Origin of the sequence: Janibacter terrae NBRC 107853 (assembly GCF_001591405.1) — a bacterium.
Classification (GTDB): Bacteria; Actinomycetota; Actinomycetes; order Actinomycetales; family Dermatophilaceae; genus Janibacter; species Janibacter terrae.
In genome coordinates this window covers 1,048,355-1,074,112 of sequence record NZ_BCUV01000007.1, presented here as the reverse complement: position 1 = coordinate 1,074,112, position 25,758 = coordinate 1,048,355, and the positions used below count along the sequence as shown (strand labels likewise).

Here is a 25,758-nt window from a genome sequence, read left to right as displayed (position 1 = left end):
CATGGCCAGGAGGACGAAGGGGGGTGGCGCCACCCCCGCGACGCAGGCGCTGGCGGCGGCCGGGGTGGCGTACACGGCGCACCCCTACGAGCACCACCCTGCAGTGGCGTCGTACGGGATGGAGGCCGCCGAGGTGCTCGGGGTCCCACCCGAGCGGGTCTTGAAGACCCTGCTCGCCCAGACCGACCTGCCCCGCGACCACGGACTCGTCGTGGGCATCGTCCCAGTCGCCGGGCAGCTGGATCTCAAGGCCCTGGCCGCGGCGGTCGGCGCGAAGCGGGCGAGCATGGCCGACCCGGCGCTCGCCGAGCGGACCACCGGCTACGTCGTGGGCGGGATCAGCCCAGTCGGTCAGAAGCGCGCCCTCGTCACGGTCCTCGACGCCTCTGCGCTCGGGCACGACACGGTCCTCATCAGCGGCGGGCGACGAGGGCTCGACCTGGAGCTGGCCCCCGCGGCCCTCGTGGAGATGACGGGCGCGGTCGTCGCGGCGATCGGGCGGGCCTGATCACGGCCGGAGGCGGTCCACCTGGCTGACGCAGCCCACCGGCAGGTCGCCGCCGTAGACGTGCGGGAAGAGCTCGGTGTCGCTGCCGACCGGCGTGCCGGGGACGGCCGGCTCGAGCCGGACGGTGAGGCCCCGGGCGGCGAGGGACTGCGCGTCGAGCGTCAGGAGCAGCAGCGGCTCGGTGACGTCGGCGTAGAAGCGGGCGAGGACCCCTTCGAGCTGGGCAGGCGACCCGCTGCAGTGCATGAATCCCTCCTGCGAGATGAGCCGCCCGCGCGTCGAGACGGGGTACGTCCCGGACGCCTGGGCGGCCTGCCAGTCGGACTCGAGGGCGATGTGCTGGAGGGTCATGCAGCCATCATCCCGCGCGCCGCGCGTGGATTCGAGGGGTTGCCACGAACGCGCGGGAGGAGCACAACCGCCGCCTGCTGCGTGGCCCCGACACGATGGGCCGTGACCACGGCAGCCCGCTGGACATCCCTTCGGCCGAGGGCTCCGCGCAGGAGGGTCCGGGGCCTGACCACTCGACAAGAGAAACCTCGCCTTCGCAAGAGTTTCAAACTCTTGCGAAGGCGAGGTTTATCGGGTGACCCGAGAATCCTGGGGCACCTGAGGCGTCACACCCGCACCCCGATGTACTTGGTCTCGAGGAACTCCTCGATGCCCGTCGTCCCCCCTTCGCGCCCGAGCCCGGACTCCTTGATGCCACCGAACGGGGCGGCGGGGTTGGACACCACGCCCTGGTTGAGGCCGACCATGCCCGCCTCGAGGGCCTCGCTGACCCGCAGGCCGCGGTCGAGCCCCTGCGTGAAGACGTAGGAGATGAGGCCGAAGGGGGTGTCGTTGGCCAGGCGGATCGCCTCCTCCTCGGTGTCGAACTCGGTGATCGCCGCGACCGGCCCGAAGATCTCGGCCTCGGCCATCTGCGCGTCGGCGGGCACGCCGGTGAGGACCGTCGCCGGGTAGAAGTAGCCCTCCCGGTCGGCCGGTTCGCCGCCCAGCTGCGCCGTCGCTCCCCGCCCGACCGCGTCGCGGACGAGCTCGTCGACCTTGTCGACCGCCTTCTGGTTGACCAGGGGCCCGACGACGACGCCCTCCTCGACGCCCCGCCCCATGGGCAGCGCGCCCATCCGCTCGGCCAGGCGCTGCGCGAACTCGCCCGCGACGGAGCGCTGCACGAGGATCCGGTTGGCCGCGGTGCAGGCCTGGCCGATGTTGCGCATCTTGGCCGCCATCGCCCCGTCGACCGCGACGTCGAGGTCGGCGTCGTCGAAGACGAGGAAGGGGGCATTGCCCCCGAGCTCCATCGACGTGCGCATGACCGTCCTGGCGGCCAGCTCGAGCAGGTGCTTGCCGACCGGGGTCGAGCCGGTGAAGGAGAGCTTGCGCGAGCGCGGGTCGAGGATCATCGGCCGCATGACCTCGTCGCTCCGGCTCGTCGTCACGACGTTGACGACGCCCGCGGGCAGGCCGGCCCGCACGAGGATGTCCGCGAGCGCGAGGGTCGACAGCGGGGTCTCGGCGGCCGGCTTGATGACCGAGGTGCAGCCGGCGGCGATGGCCGGGCCGATCTTGCGGGTGCCCATCGCCATGGGGAAGTTCCACGGGGTGATGAGCACGCACGGGCCGACGGGCTGCTTGGCGACGAGGAAGCGCGAGCCGCCGGCGGGTGCCGTCATGTACCCGCCGTCGATGCGCACGGCCTCCTCCGCGAACCAGCGGAAGAACTCGGCGGCGTACGCGATCTCCCCCTTCGCCTCCGTCAGCGGCTTGCCCATCTCGAGCGTCATGACCAGCGCGAGCCGGTCGACGTCGGCGAGCATGAGGTCACGGGCCCGGGTGAGGATCTCGCTGCGCTCCCGAGGTGGCGTCCTGGCCCAGTCGGCCTGGGCCTCCGCCGCGGCGTCGAGAGCGGCCGCGGCCTCCTCGGGGGAGGCGTCGGCGACCTCGACGAGGGGCTCGCCGGTCGACGGGTCGACGACCGGCATCGTCTCCCGGGTCTGGCGCCACTCACCCCCGATGAAGAGGCCCGTCGGCACCGAGGCGATCGCCTCGCGCTCCTGCTCGCGGGTGACCTCTGGCGTGTGGGTCGTGGTCATGGAAGGCTCCTTCGTCAGCGTCCTTGCCGTCCCCCTCACCGTAGACGTATTGTCAACAATCAGACGAACAACCGGAGGTACCGATGACAGCGCTGTCCCCCCTGCTCAAGCAGGCCACCCCCGTCACGATCGACCACGCCCTCGGCAGCGAGATCTTCGACGTCGACGGCAACCGCCACCTCGACTTCACCTCCGGCATCGGGGTCGTGAGCACCGGCCACTGCCACCCCAAGGTCGTCGCGGCCGCGCAGGAGCAGGTCGGCAAGCTCATCCACGGGCAGTACACGACCGTCATGCACCAGCCGCTGCTGGCGCTCGTCGACAAGCTCGACGGCGTCCTCCCTTCGCACCTCGACAGCCTCTTCTTCGCCAACTCCGGCAGCGAGGCGCTCGAGGCCAGCCTGCGCCTCTCCCGCCAGGCGACCGGCCGGCCCAATGTCATCGTCTTCCACGGCGGCTTCCACGGCCGCACCGTCGCGACGGCGACGATGACGACGTCCGGCACCCGCTTCTCGGCCGGCTTCAGCCCCCTCATGGGCGGGGTGCACGTCGCCCCCTTCCCCACCGCCTACCGCTACGGGTGGAGCGAGGAGGAGGCGACCGCCTTCGCGCTCAAGGAGCTCGACTACATCCTCGCCACGCTCACCTCGCCGCAGGAGACCGCCGCCTTCATCGTCGAGCCCGTGCTGGGCGAAGGGGGGTACATCCCGGGCAACACCGCCTTCTTCCAGGGTCTGCGCGAGCGGGCCGACAAGCACGGCATCCTCCTGGTGATGGACGAGGTCCAGACCGGCTTCGGCCGCACGGGCAAGATGTTCGGTCACCAGCACTTCGACGTGCAGCCCGACATCATCACGCTGGCCAAGGGGATTGCCTCCGGCTTCCCGATCTCCGGCATCGCTGCCTCCCAAGAGCTGATGAGCAAGGCGTGGCCCGGCTCGCAGGGTGGCACCTACGGGGGCAACGCCGTCGCCTGCGCCGCTGCCGTCGCCACCCTCGAGGCCATCGAGGAGGAGGGCCTCGTCGCCAACTCCGCCGAGCGCGGCGCCCAGCTGCTCGAGGGCGCGAGGGCCGCCGCCGCCGTTCGAGACGGTCGCGGGGCGACCTCCTCCTCAGGGACCAACGGCATCGGTGACGTGCGCGGCCTCGGTCTGCTCGTCGGCAGCGAGTTCACCGCCGCCGACGGAACCCCGGACACGGCCCGCGCGCAGGCCGCCCAGCAGCTCGCCGCGACGAAGGGCCTGCTGCTCCTCACCTGCGGCGCCCACATGAACGTCGTGCGGATGATCCCGCCGCTCGTCGTGACCGCCGAGCAGGTGGACGAGGCGCTGGACATCTGGGGCAAGGTCCTGGCGGAGGTCTGAGCCATGCCCCGGTACATCACAATCGCCCTCGAGTCGCGCGGCGTGGTGTGCCGGGCACGGCTCCTCGACGACGAGGCGCCGTTGACCTGCGACGCCGTGTGGGACGCACTGCCGGCAGGCGGTGACGCCTTCCACGCGAAGTACGCCCGCAACGAGGTCTACACGCTGCTCCCGCGGATCACCGCCGCACCCCACCGGGAGAACCCGACGATCACTCCGATCCCCGGCGACGTGTGCCTCTTCGACTTCGAGCCCTGGGAGATCGGCAACCCCGCCTACGGGTACGACCCGGGGTCGACGGCGCACGCCGAGCAGGGCGCCACCGACCTGGCGATCTTCTACGGCCGCAACAACCTGCTCATCAACGGCGACCTGGGCTGGGTGCCCGGCTCGGTCTTCGGCGCGATCGAGGAGGGGCTCACCGAGATGGCCGAGGCCTGCAACGACCTGTGGCGCCACGGGTTCGCCGGGGAGCGACTGGTCTTCGCCCGGGGGTGAGCCCCCCATCGGGTGGAGGTATGCGCGCGGATGTTTCTCCGGCGCGTTCACCTCCACCCAGCGCGAAGGGGGTCAGCCCGCGAGGACGCCCTCGACCCACCGCGCAGCGGCCAGGACCAGGTCGTCCGAGTGCCGCGGGCCGACGATCTGCAGTCCCACGGGCAGTCCCGCCGCGGTCGTGCCGCACGGGATGCTGATCGCTGGCTGCTGGGTCATGTTGAAGGGGTAGGTGAAGGGGGTCCAGTCGGGCCAGCCGCGCAGGCCGCTGCCCGGCGGCACGTCGTGCCCGGCCTCGAAGGCGACGATCGGCATCGTCGGGGTGAGCAGCAGGTTGTGCCGCTCGTGGAAGGCGCCCATCGTGATGCCGAGCTGCGCCGCCACGGCCCGCGCCTGGAGGTACTCGACACCGGAGCTGGTCTCCCCTTCGTCCCAGATGCGGCCGAGGCCGGGGTCGACCGTCTCGCGCGCACCGGGCATCCCGCGCAGGAGCGTCGCGGCACCGGTCGCCCAGAGCAGCTCGAAGGCCTCCCGCGGGTCCCCGAAGCCCGGGTCCTCGGCCTCGACGACCATCCCCGCGGCAGCGATCCGCGCGACGGCGGCATCGACGATCGAGCCGACCTCGTCGTCGACCTGCGCCCAGCCGAGGTCCCGCGAGTAGGCCACGTGCAGCCCGGTGAGGTCACGGGCCAGCTCACCGCGGAAGGTCCGAGTCGGTGGCGCGAGCGAGGTGGGGTCGCGCGGGTCGGGCATCGAGAGGATGTCCATGAGCACGGCCGCGTCCTCGACCGTGCGGGTCATCGGACCCGCGTGCGCGAGGGGGCCGAAGGGGCTCGCGGGGAACATCGGGATCCGCCCGTGCGTGGGCTTGAAGCCGACGATCCCGCAGAAGGACGCGGGGATCCGCACGCTGCCGCCGCCGTCCGTCCCCACCGCGACCGGGCCCATGCCGGCCGCGACCGCCGCAGCCGCGCCCCCCGACGACCCCCCGGCGGTCGTCGAGGGGTCGGCCGGGTTGCGGGTGATGCCGGTCAGGGGTGAGTCGGTGACGCCCTTCCACGCGAGCTCGGGCGTCGTCGTCTTGCCGACGAAGACCATCCCGTCCGCGCGCAGCCGGGCCGCGACGGGCGAGTCGACCGTCCACGGCTGGTCCGGGTCGATCGCCCTGGAGCCGCGAAGGGTGGGCCACCCCTCGGTGAGGAAGATGTCCTTGATCGAGATGGGCACCCCGTCGAGCAGGCCCTGCGGGTGCCCGGCACGCCACCGCTCCTCCGCGGCGCGCGCCTGGACGAGGGCCGACTCGCGGTCGACGAGGCAGAAGGCGTTGATCTCACCGTCGGCCGCCTCGATCCGGTCGAGGACCGCGTCGGTCGCCTCGACCGGGGAGAGCTCGCCGGACCCGTAGGCGGCGACGAGCTCGACGGCGGTCATCTCGGTGGGGTTCATGCACGGCTCCCGTCGGTCGGTACGTAGCCCAGCGAGGTGTCGACGACGTGGAGCAGCGGCTCCTCGTCGACCCACCGGGCGAAGTTGTCGGCGAAGAGGCGCACGAGCTCCTCGCGCCACCCGACGAAGTCCCCCGAGCTGTGCGGCGTGATGTGCACGCCCGGCATGTCCCACAGGGGGTGGTCGGCAGGGAGCGGCTCGGTGTCGAGGACGTCGAGGACGGCGCCGGCGATGTCCCCTTCGCGCAGGGCATCCACGAGGTCGTCGGTGACGACGGACTCGCCGCGCCCGACGTTGATGAGGCGGGCGTGGTCGGGCATCACGCGGAAGGCGGCGGCGTCGAACATGCCGCGCGTCGCGTCGGTGAGCGGGGCGATGCAGACGACCCAGTCGGCCGCGGCGAGCGCGTGGTGCAGCTCCTCCTGCGCGGTGACGGTCCCGAAGTCGGGGTCGTCGGTGCGGGCGCGGCGCCCCGACCCGCTCACCTGCATGCCGACCGCCCGCAGCAGCCGGGCGATGGCGCGCCCGATCCGGCCGGTGCCGACGACGAGGACGCGGGAGCCCGCGACCCGCTCGGACTCGCGGTGGACCCAGCGGTGCGCCTGCTGCAGCTCCCAGGAGCGCGGCAGGTCCTTGGCGATGCTCACGACCTGCCCGAGCACGTACTCGGCGATGGCCTCGTCGAAGACCCCGCGCGAGTTGGTCAGCACCACGTCGCTGCCGCGCACCTCCGGCGAGAGGATCGCGTCGACGCCCGTGGAGGCGACGTGGATCCACCTCAGGGCGTCGGCCGCGTGCCAGGCCTGGGGGATGGCGCTGGAGAAGAAGTCGTAGGCGAAGAGCACGTCCGCCCCCGCGAGCGCCTCCGGCAGCTCCTCGGCGCTCGCGTAGCGCACCTCGCGCGCCCGCTCGCGGACCGGCGCCATCGCCTGCTCGCTCGGGAGATCACCGTCGTGGAGCACCACGACCACGGACTGCCTGGGCATGTTGACAACGTATGAGCGGGTTCCTAGATTGTCAACAATCTGGCAATCCCGGTCGAAGGGAGGTCCTCGCGTGGAGCTGACCGGCACCGAGTACGACGGTCCGCTGGCCCAGCGCGGCATCGGGGTCATCGCCCCCTTCGACCTCGCCCTCGAGCGGGAGCTGTGGCGGTGGGCGCCGCTGGAGGTGAGCTTCCACCTGGCGCGCACCCCCTTCGAGCCGGTCCCGGTGAGCCTGGAGATGGCGCAGCGTGTCTCGGACGTGGCGGCGCTGCAGGCGGCGACCCGTGAGCTGCTCGGGGTCGAGCCGGAGGTCGTGGCCTACCTGTGCAGCTCGGGCAGCTTCGTCCACGGGCGCGAAGGTGAGGTCGCCCTCGGTGACGCGATCCGCGCGGCAGGCGCCCCCGACGCCGTGACCTCCTCCGGTGCCCTCGCCGAGGCGGTGACCGCCCTCGGACTACGGCACGTCTCGGTCATCACGCCCTACGACCAGCCGCTCACCGAGCGGCTCGTCGGCTTCCTCGGCGAGCTCGGGGTCGAGGTCGTCACGGCCCAGCACCTCGGGCTCGGCGGCGGCATCTGGCGGGTCAACTACCGCACCGTGGCCGAGCTCGTCTGCGCCGCGGACGACCCCGCGAGCGAGGCGCTCTTCGTCTCGTGCACCAACCTGCCGACCTACGACATCATCGGTCCGCTCGAGCGGGACCTCGGCAAACCGGTGCTCACCGCCAACCAGCTGACCGTGTGGGCCTGTCTGGCCCGCATGGGGCTGCCGACGACGGGGCCGGGCCGATGGCTCCGGGAGGTGTTCGGCCCGTGAGCGCACCCACTGCCGGGATCATCTACCCGGACCACGCGGCCGAGGACGAGTACCCCTGGGCTGCCGCGCTGCTCGGCGTGCACCTGCCCGTCACGCACGTCTACGGCACCGACCTGCACGCCGTGCCCGAGCTGCTCGACCTCGGCCGGCCGGACCGCCTCGCCGCGGGCGCTGCGGCGCTGGCCGAGCACGCGCCCCAGTCGGTGGTCTGGGCGTGCACGTCGGGCAGCTTCGTCTACGGGCCGGAGGGTGCGCAGCAGCAGATCGACCAGCTCGCCGCTGCGACAGGCGTGCCCGCATCGAGCACGAGCGCGGCCTTCGTCGCGGCCCTCGCCGACCTCGGCCTCACCCGGGTCGCGGTCGCCGCGAGCTACCCGCGCGAGGTGGCCGCCCTCTTCGTGGACTACCTCGCGGCCGCGGGCATCGAGGTCGTCGCGATGGGCAGCGCCGGCATCGACACGGCCGCGGAGGTGGGGGGCCTGGCCCCCGAGCAGGTCCTCGAGCTCGCCGTCGCCCACGACCGTCCCGAGGCGCAGACGCTCCTCGTGCCCGACACGGCGATGCGTACCCTCGCGGTCATCCCCGACCTCGAGGCGCGGCTGGGCAAGCCGGTGCTCACCGCCAACCAGGTGACGATCTGGCAGGCGTTGGCCCTCGCCGGGTCGAGGCCCACGTCCTCCGTGCTGGGGGCCCTCTTCGCGCAAAGGCAGGACCATGCCCGTCAGTGACCTGACCCCCAACCCGCGCCGCTCGACGGTCGAGTACCTCGCCGACGAGCTGCGCGGCGCCGTCATGACCGGGCGCCTCGAGCCGGGTGAGCAGCTCGGCGAGGCGGACCTGGCCGCGCACTTCGAGGTCTCGCGCGGCCCGCTGCGCGAGGCCATGCAGCGCCTCGTCTCCGAGGGCATCCTCCACGCGATCACCAACCGCGGCGTCTTCGTCAGCGAGCTGACCCTCGAGGACGTGCGCGACGTCTACCGGACCCGCTCGGTCATCGAGCGGGGCGCCCTCGAGGTCGTCCTCGACGAGGGCCGCCGCGAGGCCACCGCCGGCGAGCTCGACGAGGTCGTCCGGCGGATGCGTCAGGCCGCCGCGAAGGGGGACGGCCCGGCCGTCTCGGACGCCGACCAGCACTTCCACGAGGTGCTCGTCGAGGCCTCCGCCAGCCCGCGCCTCATCCGGGCGATGCGCACCCTGCTCGTCGAGACCCGGATGTGCCTGGGCGAGCTGCGCACGACCTACACCGAGCTCGAGACCCAGGTCGACGAGCACGAGGCCCTGCGCCGCACGATCCTCGAGGCGACCCCTGCCCGCGCCAAGGCGGCGCTGCAGGCCCACCTCGACGATGCCGTCGAGCGGCTCGTCGCCAAGCGCACGCCCTGACCGCGCCGACACTCGGGTGATGGCTCCTATCCGGACCGGATAGGAGCCATCACCCGAGTGTCAGGACGTCAGGGGATGACGATCTGGGCGCCCTCGAGCAGCCGCAGGTTGGTCGCGGCGAGTGCGAAGGCGGTGTCGCGCATCGGCGTGCCCTCCTGCCTCCACGCCCGGGCGAGCACCGCGACCTTCGAGCGCATCTCGGTCGACAGCCGCCGGAAAGAGTCCTGCGGATCGGTCCCGACCTGCCCCTGGAGCAGCCACCAGGCCCAGGCCGCGGCCCCCGTGTTGGCGATGAAGTCCGGCACGACCGGGATGCCGCGCGCGGTGAGCGTGTCCTCGGCCCCCCAGGTGGTCGCGGCGTTGGCGGCCTCGACGACGACGCGGGCGGCCACCCCTTCGACGTTGTCCTCACGGATCGCGTACGAGACCGCCGCCGGCACGAAGACGTCCGCGGTGATCTGCAGGATCGCGTCGCGGTCGAGCTGCTGCACGTGGGACGGCACCCGCGAGCGGTCGATCTCCCCGTACTGGTCGCGCAGGTCGAGCAGCGTCGGGATGTCCAGCCCGGCGGGGTCGACGAGCGTGCCGCGCGCGTCGGCGATCGCCGTGACCCGGGCGCCCGCCTCGTGCAGGTACCACGCGGCGCCGCCACCCATCGTCCCGATGCCCTGGATCGTGACCTCGGTCTCGGGCACCGCCCAGTCGAACCCCTCGGCGACGCCGAGGCAGGCCTGCGCCACGCCGTAGCCGCCGATGATGTCGCCGAGCGGCAGCCCGTCGGTCATGACCGCCAGTCCCGCGTGCACCCGCTCGAGGGTCGCCTCTGGGTCCGGGGAGCGGGTGATCGCCGCGTGGAAGGACTGCGACAGGCCGATCTCCTCGAAGACGTCGTCGATGAGCTGCTGGGTCACGCCGAGGTCCTCCGCGGTGACCCAGTGGCCGTCGAGCCACGGGCGCATCGCGTCGAAGAACCTCGAGAGGACACCGAAGGCCCGCGGGTCCTTCGGGTCGAAGTCGATGCCCCCCTTCGCCCCGCCGACCGGCAGACCGAAGGCGGCCGTCTTGGTCGCCATCCCGCGCGCCAGGTCCGCGACCTCGTCCCGCGTGCAGCCGGGACGCATCCGGGTGCCACCCGTCGCGATGCCGCAGACGAGGGTGTGGACGACGAGGTACCCGTGGGCCCCGGTCACCGGATCGACCCAGGTGACCTCGTGGGCCGCGGCGTGGTCGACGAAGGCGTGGGACGGGTCGGTGCTGTGGGTGAGGGTCACGGGGAACCACCTTCTGCGTCAGGAGCGATGGCCCCAGCGTCAGCGTGTGACGCCGTTGACGTCCAGTTACGGAAGGTGCGCCTGATCGTGCACCTTCTGTGCACGATCCGCGCCGCCTACTGTGGGCGGATGGAGCTGTCCCTGCGACGACTGCAGATGCTGCGCGAGCTGCACCGGCGCGGCACGATCACCGCTGCCGCCCAGGCCCTGCACTACAGCCCCTCCGGCGTCTCCCAGCAGCTCGCCCAGCTCGAGCGCGAGGTGGGCGTCAAGCTCATCGAGAAGCACGGTCGGCGGGTGCAGCTCACCGAGCTCGGCCTCCTCCTGTCCGAGCACGCCGAGGAGATCCTCGGCTCCGTCGAGCGGGCGACCGCGGCCATCGAGCAGGCCCAGTCCGGCATCACCGCGCGCCTCACCGTGGGCGTGTGGGCGTCGGTCGCCTCCGGCCTGCTGCCGCGGGCCCTCTCGGCGCTGGCGCTCGAGCACCCCGGCATCGCGGTGCGCACCACCGAGCTCGTCCCGGAGGAGACCGCCGACGCGGTGCGCGACGGGCTGCTCGACATGTCCTTCGTCATCGACTACTCGGGCCACCCCGTCGACTGGGACCCCGCGGTCCAGCGGTCGGTCGTCGCCGTCGAGCGGCTGCACGCAGCCGTCCCCGAGGGTGTCCTGCCCGGCGACAGCGTCTCCCTCACCGAGCTGGCCGAGTACCCGTGGATCCTCTCGGGGCCCCGGTCGCACTTCGGCCGCGCGGTCCGGGTGGAGTGCCACGCGCACGGTTTCGAGCCGCGCATCGTGCACACCGTCGAGGAGCAGTTCACCGCCCTGGCGATGATCGCCGGCGGCCTCGGGGTCTCCCTCGTCTCCGACCTCGGCCTGACGCTGCTGCCGCCGGGCGTCGACGTCGTGCCGCTCGAGGAGACGATCCTGCGCACGGTCTCGGTCGCGCACCGGGCCAGCTCGACGCCGCGCCCGTCGATCGACCTCTTCGTCGAGGCGGTGCGCACGGCTGCGGACGAGCAGGGCCTCACCGTCGCTGGCGTGCCCCCGGAAGAGGCGAGACCCTCCTAGGGCTGGGCGGGCGGGCGGGCGTGCAGCAGGAGCACTGCCCCGGCCACGACCTGCCAGACGATGACCGCGTCGACCGCGAGCCGCTCGGCCAGCCCGAAGCCGACCACCCCGGTCCACATCAGGACGATCCCCGCGCACGACACGAGCGCGCAGACCGCGGCCCAGCCGGCGAGGGCCGGGTACCGGCGCGCGAGGGCGATCGTCAGCGCGACGAGCAGCAGCGTGCCGCCGACGATCGCGAGCACCGCGCCGGTCCCGTGCCCGTTGGCCCGGTCGGAGGTCAGGCCCGTGGGCACGAGACCGACGACGACGACCCCGAGCCCGTGCACGACGGCGAGAGGGAGCACCGCCCAGCGCCACCGCGGGACCCACGGGGCGAGGACGAGCGCGGCGAGCGCGACCCGCACACCCGAGACGACGAAGGTCGCGTTCATCGCCCCGTGCCGCGTCGACTCGGCGCGGTCGGCATCGGTCCACATGACCTCGGGCACGCCGAGCGCGCTGATCGCGTCACGGGTCCAGCTGTACGGACGCCCCTGCCAGCCGCCGACGGCCCAGGCCTCGCCGAGCAGGTAGAGCACGGCGAGCAGGAGCAGCAGCCCGCCGAGCCGCAGTCGCGTCACGCGTCGGGCGAAGGGGGGCTCGCCGGCGGCTGGTCGCCGCCCGGCTCCTGCCCGCCCGGCTTCTGGTCGGCCACGAGGTCGACGCCCGCGGCCAGCCCCGAGCGCACCTTGCCGAGGAACCCGGCGCCCGTGCCACCGGTCACCCGAGCGACCTCGCTCTCGGCGCGATCGAGGAACCCGTGGGCCTGCTCGCGGTGGTCGGCGGCGAAGGTCCCGACGAGTCCCACCGCGTCCTGGGCGATCTTCGCCGCGGCCGCACCGGCCTCGCCGAGCCGCCGCTCGAGCTCGAGGTCCTCGATGGCCCGGCGGGCATCACGCTTGTCCTCGGTCACGTCAGTCACACTCCCTTCGTCACGGGCAGGTGGGCATCGAGCCAGCCGATGACGTCCGCCGTGACCTCGTCGCGGTTGATCTCGTTGAGCAGCTCGTGCCGGGCACCGGGGAAGATCTCCACGGTGACGTCCCGGACGCCGCCGGCACTGAAGGCCTCGGCCACGGCACGCGCGCCGCGGCCGTCCTTGCCGCCGACGGGGTCGTCGGAGCCGGAGACCACGAGCAGCGGCAGGTCGTGCGGGACCCGGGCGGCGAGGCCCTGCAGGCGACCGACCCCGCCCAGCAGGTCGGCGAAGAACCCGGCGGTGAAGACCTCGCCGCAGCGCGGGTCGTCGACGTACTTGCGCACCTCGGCCGGGTCGCGGGAGAGCCAGGCGAAGTCGCCCTCGTCCTTGAAGGGCTTGTTGTAGGCGCCGAAGGTCAGCGCGTCCATGAGCCGGGACGTCGTGCGGCGACCGCGGATGCGCGCCTGCAGGGTCGCGACCACCTGGCCGACCTTGCCGAGGAGGCCCGGGTCGCCGGCGGTGCCGGAGAGGACCGCGCCGGCGAGGGTGTGCCCGTACCTGGTGATGTAGTCGCGGCCGAGGAGCGAACCCATGGAGTGCCCGAAGAAGAAGACGGGCAGGTCGGGGTGCCGCTCGGCGATGGCGTCCGAGATCGCGTGCAGGTCCTCGACGACCGTGTCCCAACCGTTGTCGTCGGCGTAGTAGCCGCGGTCCTCGACACCGCTCGAGGTCTCCCCATGTCCTCGGTGGTCGTGCATCCACACCGCGTAGCCGGCGTCGGTGAGGGCCTGCGCGAAGCGCTCGTAGCGACCCGAGTGCTCGGCCATGCCGTGGGCCATCTGCACGACCCCCTTCGCCTGCGCGTCCGGGAGCCAGATGCGGACGAAGAGCGGCAGACCGTCCTGCGGGGAGGTGATGGTGGTCGTCTCGGAGCGCATGGCGCCAGACTAGTGGCGAGAGCCCCCAGTGGACTTTCAGTTGACGGTGCAATAATCGGCCCAGACCCGCCCCCCGACCCCGAGGGACCCATGAGCAGCAAGAAGTCCACCAACCTCTCCGCCCGCGAGGCCAAGCTCGCCGAGGCCCGCAAGGCTCAGCAGTCGGCCGACCGCCGCCGGTCGCTCCTCCTCGCCGGCGCCGCCGGCCTGGTGATCGTCTTCATCGCCGGCGCCGTCCTCTGGGCGATCCTCGGTGAGCGCGACGAGCGCGCGGCCGCGGGCGACCTCGGGTCCGTCAAGACCTTCGACTACAAGGGCGGCAACCACGTCAACGGCCGGGTCGACTACAAGGAGTCGCCGCCGGTCGGGGGCGAGCACAACGGCGTCTGGCTCAACTGCGGCACCTATGACGAGGCGGTGCCCGACGAGCACGCGGTCCACTCGCTCGAGCACGGTGCCGTCTGGATCACCTACGACCCGTCCCTGCCCGAGGCCGACGTCGACAAGCTCGACGACACCCTGCCGGACACGTACACCATCCTCTCCCCGTACGAGGGCGACATGCCGAGCAAGATCGTCCTGTCCGCCTGGGGCACCCAGCTCGCCGTCGACTCGGCGGACGACCCGCGGATCAAGGGCTTCATCAAGGAGTACCGCCAGGGGCCGCAGACCCCTGAGCCCGGCGCCGCCTGCACCGGCGGGGTGACCCCCGAGACGAGCCTCGTCAAGTGACCCCCCGGGTCGTCCTCGCCGCCGTCGTCGCGCTGGCCGTCGGGCTCGTCGCCGGGCTGCTCGTCAGCCGCGCCGGCGGGGACGACCTGCCGGCCGACGACAGCGTCGCGGCAGGCTTCGCCCGCGACATGCAGACCCACCACGACCAGGCCGTCGAGATGTCGTGGATCATCTACGACCGCACCGACGACCGGTTCGTGCGCTCGCTCGCCTACGACATCGCCCGCACCCAGTCGCACCAGTCCGGCCAGATGGCCGGCTGGCTGCAGACGTGGGGCCTGAGCCCGACCGGGCCCGGCAAGCCGATGGACTGGATGAAGGGCCTGGGCCACTCCCACGGCGACGAGGCCTCCGAGCTCACCGACGACGGGCTCATGCCCGGCATGGCGAGCCAGGAGGAGATCACCAGGCTCGAGGGCCTGGAGGGCGAAGAGGCGGAGGTCTACTTCCTCCAGCTGATGATCCGCCACCACGACGCCGGCGTCCCGATGGCCGAGGCAGCTCGCGACTACGCCAAGAACGAGGCCGTCGAGACCCTCGCCACCTCGATCATCAACAGCCAGACCAGCGAGGTCGAGACGATGACGACGATGCTGCGGGAGCGTGGCGCGAAGCCGCTGGCAGAGTGAGTCCCATGGACTTCGGCATCGACACGATCAGGGCCGCGGCGCGGCGGCTCGACGGACGCGTCCGACGGACCCCGCTGCTCTCCTCACCGATGCTCGACGAGCTGGTCGGCGCGACCGTGCTCGTCAAGGCCGAGGCGCTGCAGCTGACCGGCTCGTTCAAGATCCGCGGCGCGCTCAACACGCTGCTCTCGCTGGACGACGAGGAGCGGGCGGCCGGCGTGCTCGCCTTCTCCACCGGCAATCACGGCCAGGCGGTCGCGGCCTCGGCGAGGATGACCGGCTCGACCGCGACGATCGTCATGCCGCAGGACGCCCCGCGGATCAAGGTCGACGGGTGCCGCTGGTGGGGCGCTGAGGTCGTCTTCTACGACCCGGCGACGCAGGACCGCGAGGAGGTCGGGCGCGGCCTCGTCGCCGAGCGCGGCCTGACCCTCGTGCACCCCTACGACGACGTCCGCGTGATGTCGGGCCAGGGGACCGTGGGCCTGGAGATCGTCGACCAGCTGCGCGAAGGGGGCCACTCCCCCGACGCCGTCGTCCTCCCGTGCAGCGGTGGTGGGTTGTCGTCGGGGGTCATCGAGGCGGTCCGCTCGACGTACGACGTCGCCCCCTTCGTCGTGGAGCGCCACGGGTACCCCAAGATGGCGCGCTCGCTCGCCTCCGGCCGGGTGGAGAAGGTGCCGGCGGTGCCGGTCTTCCTCGACGCGATCGGGTCGCCGACCGTCGGTGAGCACACGCTCGCCGCGCTCTCGCGGCACCCGGTCACCGCGCTCGAGGTCACCGACGACGAGGCGCGGGTCGCGATGCGCGAGGCGGTGCGCACGCTCAAGCTCGTCGTCGAGCCGGGCGGCTCGGCCGCGCTGGCAGCGGTGCTGGCACAGCGGGAGCGGTTCGCCGGTCAGACCGTCGTCGTCGTGGCGAGCGGCGGCAACGTCGACGCCCCGGTCCTCGCCGACGTGCTGACGGCGAGCCTGTCAGGCCCGCCCGGCAGCGGCCCTCAGCCGAGGCGTGCTGCCAGCTCCTCTGACGTGACCTCCCGGTCCGCGTAGACGAGTCGGACGGCGTCAGGGGCCCCCTCAGCGGGGCCGCGGTGGACCAGGGTCATCCCGAGCCGCTCGGCGACCCGACGGGAGGCGGTGTTGTGCTCGAGGAGCCGGGCGAGGACCGGGCCGTCGGGCCTGACCTCACGCGCGGCGGTGAGCGCGGGGGCGCAGGCCTCCGTGGCCAGGCCCGCGCGACGGGAGTCGGGGGCGATGGCGTAGCCGAGGTTCCACCAGCCACCCGGCCGCAGCCAGCACCCCGCGTTGCCGAGGAAGGTGCCGTCGTCGAGCGAGCGCACGATCCACGGTCCCAGCCCGTCGCGCTCCCACCCGTGCAGCCAGCCCGCGAGCATGACGAAGGTCGTGCGCTCATGGGTCTGCAGATCTTCTGGGGAGTGCGCCCAGGTCCGCGGGTCCGAGTAGATGGCGTGCAGGTTCGACAGGTCTTCGATGGTCGGGATGTCGAGCCGGAGCCGCTCGGTGCGCACGTGCTGCAGGTCGCCCATGTCAGGTGGGAGCGATGACGGTGAAGCCGAGGTCGCGTGATGCCTCAGCCATGCGGTGATCGTAGGTCACGACGGCATCGGCCCCGATGCGTACGGCTGCCGCGAGTGCAGGGCGTCGAGCGACCTCGGGCGAGGACCGCCGAGCAGCCCCGCCTCGCGGAAGAGCGAGGCCGGCATCTCGAAGAGGTTCACCCGCTCGACCAGCTGGGACACCACCTCCTGGGTGAGGTCACCCCTTCGCTGCGCTGCCCGACGCAGCTCCGTCTCGAGCAGCAGGCAGGCCACGAGGTCGGGTGTCTCGGTGTCCAGGTGATCTGCCGGGACGCTCGATTCCCGCGCCTCGATCACGAGCTTCAGAGCCGCGGAGGTGTCGAGGTACCAGCAGCTCACCGATCGCCGCGCACGTCGTCGAGGATCTCTTGAGTGGACTCGGTGGCGTGGGCCCGGCGGATCTCGGCGAAAGGCGATCGCTTGGTCGCCGGCCGCAGCCACTGCAGGTCCGTCTGCTCGGTGAAGGGTGACAACGTCGCCACGGGGACTCCGCGACGCGTCACGGTGTAGCTCTCGCCCCGCTCGACGCCGCGCATGATCTCCGCGTTGTCGTTGCGCAGCTGCCGCTGGCTGATGGTGCTCATGGATCACCGTAGCGCGCTGTAGCACATGACCGCGGACGTCGAGCATGTGGATGGTCCACCACGCGCTGTCGGTCGGCGCGGATACGGTCTGCATGTGGCCCTACACCTCCACCGCGCGCAGCGCACCGACACCCTCGCCGAGGACCTCGGTGGGCTGCTGGCGAGCCCGCTGCCGGACCCCTTCGCCCAAGAGGTCGTCGTCGTGCCCGAGCAGGGCATCGAGCGCTGGCTCGCGCAGCGGCTCTCGCACCGCCTCGGCACAGGCGAAGGGGGTCAGGACGGGGTGTGCGCGGGCGTCACCTTCCTGCGGCCGCGCTCGCTCGTCACGATGCTCACCGGCCGTGACGACGACGACCCCTGGCTGCCGCAGCACCTCGCCTGGCCGCTCCTGTCGGTCATCGACGACGCGCTCGGCGAGCCGTGGTGCACGGCCCTCAGCCGGCACCTCGGGCACGGCACCGAGGACCCCGACGGCGTCCGGGCCGGGCGGCGGTACTCCGTCGCGCTGCGCCTCGCCCGACTCCTCCACCGCTACGCGCAGAGCCGACCGACGATGCTCACCGACTGGCGCGAGGGGCGGGACACCGACGGCGCCGGCGCCGCCCTGGACACCGACCTGGCGTGGCAGGCCGAGCTGTGGCGGCGGCTCGTCGCGCGGGTCGACGCTCCCCCGCCGGACGTGCGCCACGCCGAGACGGTCGCGTCCCTTCGAGACGGCGCTGGCGCGCCTCCTCAGGGAGCGGATGGAGACGGCGCTGGCGCGCCTCCTCAGGGAGCGGATGGAGACGGCGCTGGCGCGCCTCCTCAGGGAGCGGATGGAGACGGCGCTGGCGCGCCTCCTCAGGGAGCGGATGGAGACGGCGCTGGCGCGCCTCCTCAGGGAGCGGATGGAGACGGCGCTGGCGCGCCTCCTCAGGGAGCGGACGGAGATGGGCTCGAGCTGCCGGAGCGGCTCTCGCTCTTCGGCCACACGCGCTTGGCGGTCACCGACGTCGAGCTCCTCCGGGCGCTCGCCCTCTCCCGCGACGTGCACCTGTGGCTGCCGCAGCCCTCGCCCGACCTGTGGGAGCGGCTCGCCCCCTTCGCCGACGAGGGCGTCGTGGACCGCGCGGACGACCGCACGAGCGACCTCGTGCACCACCCCCTCCTGGCCTCGCTCGGGCGGGACTCGCGCGAGCTGGTGCGGGTGCTGGGGAGCAGCGGGAGCCCGGCCGCCCTTCGAGACGGCGCTGGCGCGCCTCCTCAGGGAGCGGGTGACGGGACGCCTCCTCAGGGAGCGGGTGACGGCGCGCCTCCTCAGGGGGCGGGTGACGGGGTGCCGGCGCCGCCGAGGAGCGTGCTCGAGTGGCTCCAGGCCGACATCCGCGACGACCACGTGCCCGACGAGGACGAGCGGGCGGCGCGCCAGGTGCCCGCTAACGACCGGTCGATCCAGGTGCACTCGTGCCACGGCCCGGCGCGGCAGGTGGAGGTGCTGCGCGAGGTGCTCGTCGGCCTGCTCGAGGACGACCCGGGCCTCGAGCCTCGGGACGTGCTCGTCATGTGCCCCGACGTCGAGACCTACGCGCCGCTCATCGGGGCGGCCTTCGGTCTCGGTGACCACGGGACCGACGCCGAGGGCGTCGACACCCACCCCGCCCACCGCCTGCGCGTCCGCCTCGCCGACCGCTCGTTGCGCGCGACCAACCCGCTCCTCGACGTCGCCCACCGTGTCGTGGCCCTCGCCGGTGGTCGCCTGACCGCGAGCGAGGTCCTCGACCTGGCAGCGAGCGACGCGGTGCGGCGCCGCTTCCGCCTCGACGACGACGACCTCGCCACCATGACCCGCTGGGTCACCGACTCCGGGATCCGGTGGGGCTACGACCAGGCGCGGCGGGCCCCCTTCGCCATGGAGGTGGAGCACCAGGGGACGTGGCGGTTCGGTCTCGACCGGCTCCTGCTCGGCGTCACCGTCTCCGCCGACGGGCCGCTCGAGGTCGGCGGGGTCATGCCGCTCGACGACGTCGGCAGCGGCTCCGTCGATCTCGTCGGCCGGGTCACCGAGATGCTCGGGCGCATCGGCGCAGGGCTCGACACCCTCGAGGGCGCCGGCACGGCCGAGCAGTGGATGACCGGGCTCACCGAGACCGTCCTGTCGCTCACCGACGTGCCCACCCGCGACCAGTGGCAGGTGGGCGACCTGCGGCGCACCCTCTCCTCGGCCGCCCGGCATGCCGGGGACGACGTGCCGCTGCGCCTCGCCGACGTCCGCGTGCTGCTGCGCGACCAGCTGGCCGGGCGGCCGAGCCGCGCGAGCTTCCGCACCGGCGGCCTCACCGTGTGCACGATGACACCGATGCGCTCGGTCCCCCACCGCGTCGTGTGCCTGCTCGGGATGGACGACGACTCCTTCCCGCGGCAGCAGACGGTCGACGGTGACGACGTGCTCGCCCGCACCCCGCTCACCGGCGAGCGCGACGCCCGCAGCGAGGACCGGCAGCTCCTCCTCGACGCCGTCCTCGCCGCCCGGGACCGCCTCGTCATCACCTACACCGGCGCCGACGAGCACAGCGGCGAGCCCTGCCCGCCCGCCGTCCCCCTCGGCGAGCTCATCGACGCCGCCCGCGAGACGACCACCGCGCCCGTGCCGGTCCGCCAGCACCCGCTGCAGCCCTTCGACGCGCGCAACCTCTCGGGTGGGCAGGGTGACGACGGACCGTTCAGCTTCGACCGGGCCGCGCTGCAGGCCGCCCGGGCCAGTCTGGGCGAGCGCACCCCGCCCGGACGGTTGCTCACCTCGCCGTTGCCCGCCCGCGCCGTCGACGACATCTCGCTCGCCGAGCTGATCTCCTTCTACGACAACCCGGCCCGCGGCTTCGTGCGCGAGCGGCTCGGCGTCGGTGTCTCCCGGGAGGTCGACGAGGTGAGCGACCGGTTGCCGATCGACCTCGACGGCCTCCAGAAGTGGGCCATCGGCGACCGCGCCCTGCGCGCCCGGGTCGCCGGGCACGACCCCCACGCGATCTACCAGGCCGAGCTGCTCCGCGGCGAGCTGCCGCCCGCCGGCCTCGGCCACCTCGCGCTCGAGGAGATCGGACGGGCCGTCGAGGGGCTCATGGCCCAGGTGGCGCAGGGGCCGGCCGAGGAGCCGCGCTCGTTCGACATCGAGGTCGCCCTCCCCGGCGACCGACGGCTCACCGGCACCGTCGACGGTGTGCGCGGTCACCACCTCGTCGACGTCACCTACTCGCGCCTGGCCCCCAAGCACCAGCTCGCCTCGTGGATCCGTCTGCTCGCCCTCACCGCCGCCGGGTCGGACGACGAAGGGTGGCAGGCCAGTGCCCTCGGCAAGGGCAGCCGGGGCTCTGTGGCCCGCACGACCCGCGGGCCCCTGCCGCAGGCCGCTGCCCGGTCGCACCTCGCGGCCCTCGTCGACCTGTACGCGCTCGGGTTGACCGCGCCCTTGCCGCTGCCGGTCAAGACCGCCTTCGCGTGGGCGGAGGTGGTGCAGCGCAACGGCTCCCGGCACACCGCTGCGACGAAGAAGGCCGAGGCGGACTGGTCCGCCAGCCACCTCAGGAACGGCACGGTCATCCCCGGCGAGCGGGACGATGCGTGGTGGCGGCTCGTCCACGGGAGCGAGGCTCCCTTCGCCGTGCTCCTGGAGGACGTCGCCGGCCCCGGGACCGACCTGGCCACCCTCGCGCCCAGGGTCTGGGGTCCGGCCATCGACAACATCGAGAGCTCCGCATGACCGAGGTGACGGGCATGAGCACGCTGACCCCCTTCGACATCACGGCGGACCTGCCGACGGGCACGGTCCTGCTGGAGGCGAGCGCCGGCACCGGCAAGACGTGGACGATCGGCGCTCTTGTCTCCCGATACGTCGCCGAGGGGCAGGTGCGGCTCGAGGACATGCTCGTCATCACCTTCGGCCGCGCGGCCTCCCGGGAGATGCGCGAGCGCGTCCGCGAGCACCTCCGACACGTCCACCGGCACGTCGCCGACCCGAGGATCGCGAGCGAGGACCCGGTCGTCGCGCTGCTGCGGACCGGGTCCGAGCACGAGGTCGCCGAGCGGGCGCGGCGACTGCGTGACGCGCTGACCCACTTCGACGCCGCGACGATCGCGACGACCCACCAGTTCTGCCAGATCGTGCTGCGCAGCCTGGGTGTCGCGGGCGACTCCGACGCCCACGCGCGCCTCGTCGACGACCTGTCGGACCTGCGCGAGGAGGTCGTCGACGACCTCTACGTGCGCGGCTTCGCGGGCGGCGGCGAGCCGGCCTTCAGCCGGCAGCGCGCCGGCGAGATCGCCCGCGCCGTCACCGAGAACCCGCATGCCGTGCTCGACCCCGGCGAGCTCGAGGGGCAGGGCGCCGACGCGCGGGCCCTGCGCTTCGCGCACCTCGTGCGACGTGAGATGGACCGGCGCAAGCGGCGGCTCGGGGTGCTCGGCTACGACGACCTGCTCTCCCATCTCGCCGACGCCCTCGAGGACGAGGACTCGCCGGCCCGCGAGCGGATGCGGCACCGGTGGCGCGTCGTGCTGGTCGACGAGTTCCAGGACACCGACCCGGTGCAGTGGCAGGTGCTCGACCGGGCCTTCTCCGGGCACAGCACGCTCGTGCTCATCGGCGACCCCAAGCAGGCGATCTACGGGTTCCGCGGCGGCGACGTCGACACCTACCTCGCCGCCTCCGCCACCGCGACGACCCGGCACACCCTCGACGTCAACCACCGCTCCGACGGCCCGCTCGTGCGCAGCCTCGGGGTGCTGCTCGGAGGTGCCCAGCTCGGCGACCCGCAGATCGTCGTCCACCCGGTGAGCGCGGCCACGCAGGGGTCCCGTCTCGGGACCTCCGGCGGCGTCGCACCGGACGGCCTCCTCGACCCGGTGCGCCTGCGGGTCGTGCCGACCGAGCTCGTGCAGCCGCCCGGCGAGCGGTCCGTGGCCATCGCCGCGGTGCGACCGCTCGTCGCGCGCGACTGCGCCGCCGAGATCACCCGGCTGCTGGCGCGGGGCACGACCTTCGTGGGGAAACCGCTGCGCGCCGGTGACGTCGCGGTCCTCGCCCACACCCGCAAGCAGCTCGACGAGGTGCGCAGCGCCCTCACCGAGGTGGGCCTGCGCTCGGTCATCGTCTCCAGCGACAGCATCTACGACTCCCCCGCCGCCGCGCACTGGCTCACCCTGCTCGAGGCGATGGAGCTGACGCACCGCACCGAGCGGGTGCGCGCGGCGGCGCTGACCCCCTTCGTCGGGGCGAGCGCGACCGACCTCGACGAGCAGGGCGACGACCTCACCGAGGAGGTCGCCCACCGGCTGCGGACCTGGGCCGCGCTGCTCGGTCGCCGAGGCGTCGCCGCCGTGCTCGCCGCCGCCTCCGCCGACGGGCTCGACGCGCGGGTGCTGCGCCGCACCGACGGCGAGCGTCTCCTCACCGACCTGCGACACGTCGGCGAGACCCTGCACCAGCGCGTCGTCACCGAGGGTGAGGGGCTCGCCTCCCTCACCGCGTGGCTGCGCGAACGCATCGCCGCCGCCCGCAAGGAGGAGCGCGCCCGCCGACTCGACAGCGACGCCGACGCGGTGCACCTGGCGACGATCCACGCGAGCAAGGGGCTGCAGTACCCGATCGTCATGCTGCCCTTCCTCGCCGACCGGTGGCTGCCCACGCCCGACGTGCTGCACTTCCACCGCGAGGACCGCACCCGCGCGCTCGACATCGGCATCACCTCCGACGAGGGCCGCCGCGAGCGCCTCGACCGGGCCGCCGCGGAGGAGAGCGGCGAGTCGCTGCGCCTGCTCTACGTCGCGATGACCCGCGCCCAGAGCCAGGTCGTCGCCTGGTGGTTCCCCTCCGCCCGCAACACCGCGCCGTCCCCCCTGCACCGGATGCTCCTCGGGCGCAGCGCAGGCGAGGGGCCGGTCCCCGTGACGCACCCCGTCCCCGGGGACGAGCACCTGCGCAGCCAGGTCGAGGCCTGGGAGGCCCGCGGGGGTCTGCGGGTCGAGGTCGTCGAGGCCCGGCCCGTCGCCGAGACCGTGGCCCGGCCCGCGCCGGTCGGCGACCTCTCGGTGCGGGAGTTCACCCGCACGATCGACGAGGAGTGGCGACGCACCTCGTACACCGCGCTCACCCGTCCCCTCGACGAGGCGCACCGCCCCGCGACCGAGGAGCTCGTGGCGAGCGAGGCCGAGGACGTCGGGCACCAGGACGACGAAGGGAGTACCCCGCTGCCCGTCGTGGCGGGCTCCGGACCGGGTGCGGGTCACCTCCCGTCGCCCATGGCCGAGCTGCCGGTGGGCGCGGGCTTCGGCTCCCTCGTGCACGCCGTGCTCGAGGAGGCCGACGCTCAGGCGGACGACCTGCTCGTCGAGCTGCGCACGCACGTCGAGGAGCAGGTCGTGCGCTGGCCCGTGCCCGACCTCGACCGCGACGGCCTCGCCGAGGCGCTGGTCCGGGTCATCGACAGCCCGCTCGGGCCAATCGCCCCGGGCACGACGCTGCGGGACGTCGGGTCGCGGGACCGGCTGTGCGAGATGGACTTCGAGCTGCCGCTGGGCGGCGGGGACGCAGCAGCCGGCAGCGCCGCGGTGCTCGGCGACCTGGCCGAGCTCATGCGCGAGCACCTGCCGGCCGACGACCCGGTGCTGCCCTTCGCCGACGTCCTCGACGACCCGGTGCTCGGCGACCAGGCGCTGCGCGGGTACCTCACCGGCTCCGTCGACATCGTCCTGCGAGTCGGCGGACGGCACCTCGTCGTCGACTACAAGACCAACTGGCTGGGCCCCGTCGACACCCCGCTGACGACCGAGCACTACGGGCCAGACGCCCTGCGCGCGGCGATGAACCACTCCTCCTACCCGCTCCAGGCGATCCTCTACGGGGTCGTGCTGCACCGGTTCCTGCGGTGGCGGCAGCCGGGGTACGACCCGCACGAGCACTTCGGCGGCGTGCTCTACCTCTACCTGCGCGGGATGGCAGGCCCCGAGACGCCCGTCGTCGACGGGCACCCGACCGGGGTCTTCTCCTGGCAGCCGCCCATCGCGCTCATCGAGGGCGTGTCCGACCTGCTCGACGGGCGCCGCCCCGGCACGAAGGGAGCCGCATGACCACCGTGGCCACCGACCCGTACGACCGCCGGCTCGCACTCGCCGCGACGGGTGACCTCGCCGACCTCAACGCCGCGGGGGTCATCGAGGCGGCCGACGTCCACGTCGCCGTGCGGCTCACCGAGCTCGTCGAGGAGAGCGACCCGCTCGCCCGGCTGACGCTCGCGCTCGTCGTGCGCGCCGCCCGCGAGGGCTCCACCAGCCTGGACCTCGAGCACGCGCGCGCGCTGCTCGAGCCCGTGGACCAGGTGGACCCGCCCACCTCGACCCCGCTGCCGGCGCCGCAGGAGTGGCTCGAGAGCGTCCGCACGAGCGCGCTCGCCACCGCCGGGGTGCTGCGCGTCGAGCACGGCCTGGTCTACCTCGACCGCTACCACCGCGAAGAGGTCCAGGTCGCCGCGGACCTCGCCCGGCGGGCGGCCGCCGCGCCTCCTGCGGTCGACGAGCCCGTGCTCGAGGCCGGCCTGGCGCGCGTCTTCCCCGGGCAGACGTGGGCCGAGCAGCGCGCGGCCGTGCACGCGGCCGCCCACCGACTGACCACGGTGCTGGCCGGCGGCCCGGGGACGGGCAAGACCTCGACCGTCGCCGGGCTGCTGACACTCCTGCTCGAGCAGGCCGAAGCGAGTGGCCACCGCCCGCGCATCGCCCTCGCCGCGCCGACCGGCAAGGCCGCTGCCCGCCTGCGCGAGTCGGTGCTCGGGGCCCTCGGCGACCTGCCCGCGGTCGACCGGGAGCGGCTCGGCACCGACATCGAGGCCGTCACCGTGCACCGTCTGCTCGGCTGGCGCCCCGACAGCGGCAACCGGTTCAGACGGGACCGGGGCAACCCCCTTCCGCACGACGTGGTCGTCGTCGACGAGGCGTCCATGCTGTCGCTCACCCTCACCGCGCGCCTGCTCGAGGCCCTGCGCCCGGGCAGCCGGCTGCTGCTGGTCGGCGACCCCGACCAGCTGGCGTCCGTGGAGGCCGGCGCGGTCCTCGCGGACCTCGTCGCCGGGTACGCGGGCCGCGAGGACGGTCCGGTGTCGCGGCTGAGCACGTCGCACCGTTTCGGCCGGGAGATCGGTGCCCTCGCCGAGGCGGTGCGGGTGGGCGACGACGACCGGGTCGTCGAGCTGCTCGCCACGGCCGTCCCCGGTGGACCGGTCGAGCACCTGCCCGTCGACGACGTGCTCGGTGCCGACGCGGCGCTGCGGCCACGTCTGCTCGCCCACGCCCTGCGGCTGCGCGAGCTCGCGCTCGCGGGCGACCACGCGGGCGCCCTGCGCCAGGTCGCCGAGCACCGGCTGCTGTGCGCGCACCGTGACGGCCCGTGGGGCGTCGGGCCGTGGAACGACCGCGTCGAGCGCTGGCTCGGCGAGGCGACCGACTACTCGGGCCGCCAGGTCGTCGGGCGTCCCCTGCTCGTCACGACCAACGACCGCGGCCTCGGGCTGTACAACGGCGACACCGGCGTCATGTCGCTGCGCGCCGATCACCGGGTCGTGGGGGTCTTCGGCGAGCCGGGTACGCCCGTCGTCCACCCCGCGAGCACCCTCGGCGAGGTCGAGACCGCGCACGCGCTGACGATCCACAAGAGCCAGGGCAGCCAGGCCCGCGCCATCACGGTCGTCCTGCCCGACGAGGACTCGCGCCTGCTCACCCGCGAGCTGCTCTACACCGCGATCACCCGCGCGCAGGAGTCCGTGACGCTCGTCGGCTCCGAGGCCGCGATCCGCGCCGCGGTCCGACGGCCGACCCAGCGGGCCACCGGTCTGCGCCACCGCGTCTGACCCGCTG

24 protein-coding genes are annotated in these 25,758 nt (G+C 73.5%); 13 read left to right on the top strand and 11 right to left on the bottom strand.

Annotation, left to right across the window (positions count from 1 at the left end; all coding sequences use genetic code 11):
* Position 1: 1 nt before the first annotated feature.
* Positions 2–508 (top strand): Cys-tRNA(Pro) deacylase, encoded by a 507-nt coding sequence (ybaK, locus tag JT1_RS14850; RefSeq protein WP_068328175.1) that lies wholly within the window; start codon positions 2–4, stop codon positions 506–508.
* Here the strand turns inward: ybaK and JT1_RS14845 are convergent, their stop codons facing one another.
* Together JT1_RS14845 and JT1_RS14840 are read right to left on the bottom strand one after the other, a co-directional pair.
* Positions 509–859 (bottom strand): DUF952 domain-containing protein, encoded by a 351-nt coding sequence (locus tag JT1_RS14845; protein WP_068328173.1) that lies wholly within the window; start codon positions 857–859, stop codon positions 509–511.
* 266 nt (positions 860–1,125) lie between these two features.
* A complete protein-coding gene (locus tag JT1_RS14840; RefSeq protein ID WP_068328171.1) occupies positions 1,126–2,607 on the bottom strand; it encodes an NAD-dependent succinate-semialdehyde dehydrogenase in 1,482 nt (493 codons plus the stop codon).
* 83 nt (positions 2,608–2,690) lie between these two features.
* Here JT1_RS14840 and JT1_RS14835 point away from each other — a divergent pair, with 83 nt between their 5' ends.
* Positions 2,691–3,971, top strand: coding sequence for an aspartate aminotransferase family protein (locus JT1_RS14835; RefSeq protein ID WP_068328169.1), 1,281 nt, complete (start codon positions 2,691–2,693; stop codon positions 3,969–3,971).
* A gap of 3 nt (positions 3,972–3,974) precedes the next feature.
* Positions 3,975–4,469 (top strand): DUF3830 family protein, encoded by a 495-nt coding sequence (locus JT1_RS14830; RefSeq protein WP_068328166.1) that lies wholly within the window; start codon positions 3,975–3,977, stop codon positions 4,467–4,469.
* 72 nt (positions 4,470–4,541) lie between these two features.
* Here the strand turns inward: JT1_RS14830 and JT1_RS14825 are convergent, their stop codons facing one another.
* Both JT1_RS14825 and JT1_RS14820 read right to left on the bottom strand, forming a co-directional pair.
* Positions 4,542–5,912 (bottom strand): amidase, encoded by a 1,371-nt coding sequence (locus tag JT1_RS14825; RefSeq protein ID WP_068328160.1) that lies wholly within the window; start codon positions 5,910–5,912, stop codon positions 4,542–4,544.
* Positions 5,909–6,898 (bottom strand): D-2-hydroxyacid dehydrogenase, encoded by a 990-nt coding sequence (locus JT1_RS14820; protein ID WP_068328157.1) that lies wholly within the window; start codon positions 6,896–6,898, stop codon positions 5,909–5,911. Before JT1_RS14820 ends, JT1_RS14825 begins: the two co-directional genes overlap by 4 nt.
* Positions 6,899–6,968: 70 nt before the next feature.
* Here JT1_RS14820 and JT1_RS14815 point away from each other — a divergent pair, with 70 nt between their 5' ends.
* Genes JT1_RS14815 through JT1_RS14805 form a run of 3 tightly spaced genes read left to right on the top strand, consistent with a single transcriptional unit; the run spans position 6,969 to position 9,098 of the window.
* Positions 6,969–7,715 (top strand): maleate cis-trans isomerase family protein, encoded by a 747-nt coding sequence (locus JT1_RS14815; protein ID WP_068328146.1) that lies wholly within the window; start codon positions 6,969–6,971, stop codon positions 7,713–7,715.
* A complete protein-coding gene (locus tag JT1_RS14810; protein ID WP_211596852.1) occupies positions 7,712–8,443 on the top strand; it encodes a maleate cis-trans isomerase family protein in 732 nt (243 codons plus the stop codon). Before JT1_RS14815 ends, JT1_RS14810 begins: the two co-directional genes overlap by 4 nt.
* Positions 8,430–9,098, top strand: a complete 669-nt coding sequence (locus tag JT1_RS14805; protein WP_068328140.1) for a GntR family transcriptional regulator — start codon at positions 8,430–8,432, stop codon at positions 9,096–9,098. Before JT1_RS14810 ends, JT1_RS14805 begins: the two co-directional genes overlap by 14 nt.
* 68 nt (positions 9,099–9,166) lie before the next feature.
* Here the strand turns inward: JT1_RS14805 and JT1_RS14800 are convergent, their stop codons facing one another.
* On the bottom strand, positions 9,167–10,369 hold the full coding sequence (locus JT1_RS14800; protein WP_068328139.1) for a Glu/Leu/Phe/Val dehydrogenase dimerization domain-containing protein: 1,203 nt from the start codon (positions 10,367–10,369) through the stop codon (positions 9,167–9,169).
* Positions 10,370–10,498: 129 nt separating this feature from the next.
* Here JT1_RS14800 and JT1_RS14795 point away from each other — a divergent pair, with 129 nt between their 5' ends.
* A complete protein-coding gene (locus tag JT1_RS14795; protein WP_068328138.1) occupies positions 10,499–11,440 on the top strand; it encodes a LysR family transcriptional regulator in 942 nt (313 codons plus the stop codon).
* Here the strand turns inward: JT1_RS14795 and JT1_RS14790 are convergent.
* Genes JT1_RS14790 through JT1_RS14780 form a run of 3 tightly spaced genes read right to left on the bottom strand, consistent with a single transcriptional unit; the run spans position 11,437 to position 13,339 of the window.
* Positions 11,437–12,063 carry a DUF998 domain-containing protein gene (locus tag JT1_RS14790; RefSeq protein ID WP_068328132.1) on the bottom strand — a complete coding sequence of 209 codons (627 nt, stop codon included), beginning with the start codon at positions 12,061–12,063 and terminating at the stop codon, positions 11,437–11,439. The two genes, JT1_RS14795 and JT1_RS14790, sit on opposite strands and share 4 nt — an antisense overlap.
* Positions 12,060–12,404, bottom strand: a complete 345-nt coding sequence (locus JT1_RS14785) for a hypothetical protein (RefSeq protein WP_068328129.1) — start codon at positions 12,402–12,404, stop codon at positions 12,060–12,062. The genes JT1_RS14790 and JT1_RS14785 overlap by 4 nt, the downstream gene beginning before the upstream one ends.
* Entirely contained in the window at positions 12,401–13,339 is a 939-nt protein-coding gene (locus tag JT1_RS14780; protein ID WP_068328126.1) for an alpha/beta hydrolase, read from the bottom strand. The genes JT1_RS14785 and JT1_RS14780 overlap by 4 nt, the downstream gene beginning before the upstream one ends.
* A gap of 90 nt (positions 13,340–13,429) precedes the next feature.
* On the opposite strand from JT1_RS14780, the gene JT1_RS14775 reads away from it, so the two are divergent.
* The 3 genes from JT1_RS14775 to JT1_RS14765 are packed head-to-tail and all read left to right on the top strand — an operon-like array spanning position 13,430 to position 15,749.
* Positions 13,430–14,071, top strand: a complete 642-nt coding sequence (locus tag JT1_RS14775; RefSeq protein ID WP_068328122.1) for a thioredoxin-like domain-containing protein — start codon at positions 13,430–13,432, stop codon at positions 14,069–14,071.
* Complete coding sequence (locus JT1_RS14770) at positions 14,068–14,700, top strand: DUF305 domain-containing protein (protein ID WP_068328116.1); 633 nt, start codon at positions 14,068–14,070, stop codon at positions 14,698–14,700. The genes JT1_RS14775 and JT1_RS14770 overlap by 4 nt, the downstream gene beginning before the upstream one ends.
* A gap of 5 nt (positions 14,701–14,705) precedes the next feature.
* Positions 14,706–15,749: a threonine ammonia-lyase gene (locus JT1_RS14765; RefSeq protein ID WP_068328114.1), complete on the top strand. Its 1,044-nt coding sequence runs from the start codon at positions 14,706–14,708 to the stop codon at positions 15,747–15,749.
* On the opposite strand, the gene JT1_RS14760 is transcribed toward JT1_RS14765, so the two are convergent.
* From JT1_RS14760 to JT1_RS14750, 3 genes are all read right to left on the bottom strand, one after another.
* Entirely contained in the window at positions 15,698–16,246 is a 549-nt protein-coding gene (locus tag JT1_RS14760; RefSeq protein ID WP_068328112.1) for a GNAT family N-acetyltransferase, read from the bottom strand. The genes JT1_RS14765 and JT1_RS14760 overlap by 52 nt on opposite strands.
* 66 nt (positions 16,247–16,312) lie before the next feature.
* Entirely contained in the window at positions 16,313–16,636 is a 324-nt protein-coding gene (locus JT1_RS14755; RefSeq protein WP_218005608.1) for a PIN domain-containing protein, read from the bottom strand.
* Positions 16,633–16,881, bottom strand: a complete 249-nt coding sequence (locus tag JT1_RS14750) for a type II toxin-antitoxin system Phd/YefM family antitoxin (RefSeq protein ID WP_068328110.1) — start codon at positions 16,879–16,881, stop codon at positions 16,633–16,635. The genes JT1_RS14755 and JT1_RS14750 overlap by 4 nt, the downstream gene beginning before the upstream one ends.
* Before the next feature lie 94 nt (positions 16,882–16,975).
* Here JT1_RS14750 and recC point away from each other — a divergent pair, with 94 nt between their 5' ends.
* From recC to recD, 3 genes are read left to right on the top strand one after another with little or no spacing between them, the layout of a single operon-like run.
* Positions 16,976–20,614: an exodeoxyribonuclease V subunit gamma gene (recC, locus tag JT1_RS14745; RefSeq protein WP_068328098.1), complete on the top strand. Its 3,639-nt coding sequence runs from the start codon at positions 16,976–16,978 to the stop codon at positions 20,612–20,614.
* A 14-nt stretch (positions 20,615–20,628) separates the two neighbouring features.
* Positions 20,629–23,979, top strand: a complete 3,351-nt coding sequence (locus JT1_RS14740) for a UvrD-helicase domain-containing protein (RefSeq protein WP_068329343.1) — start codon at positions 20,629–20,631, stop codon at positions 23,977–23,979.
* Positions 23,976–25,751 (top strand): exodeoxyribonuclease V subunit alpha, encoded by a 1,776-nt coding sequence (recD, locus tag JT1_RS14735; protein WP_068328091.1) that lies wholly within the window; start codon positions 23,976–23,978, stop codon positions 25,749–25,751. The genes JT1_RS14740 and recD overlap by 4 nt, the downstream gene beginning before the upstream one ends.
* The last annotated feature ends 7 nt before the right edge of the window (positions 25,752–25,758 follow it).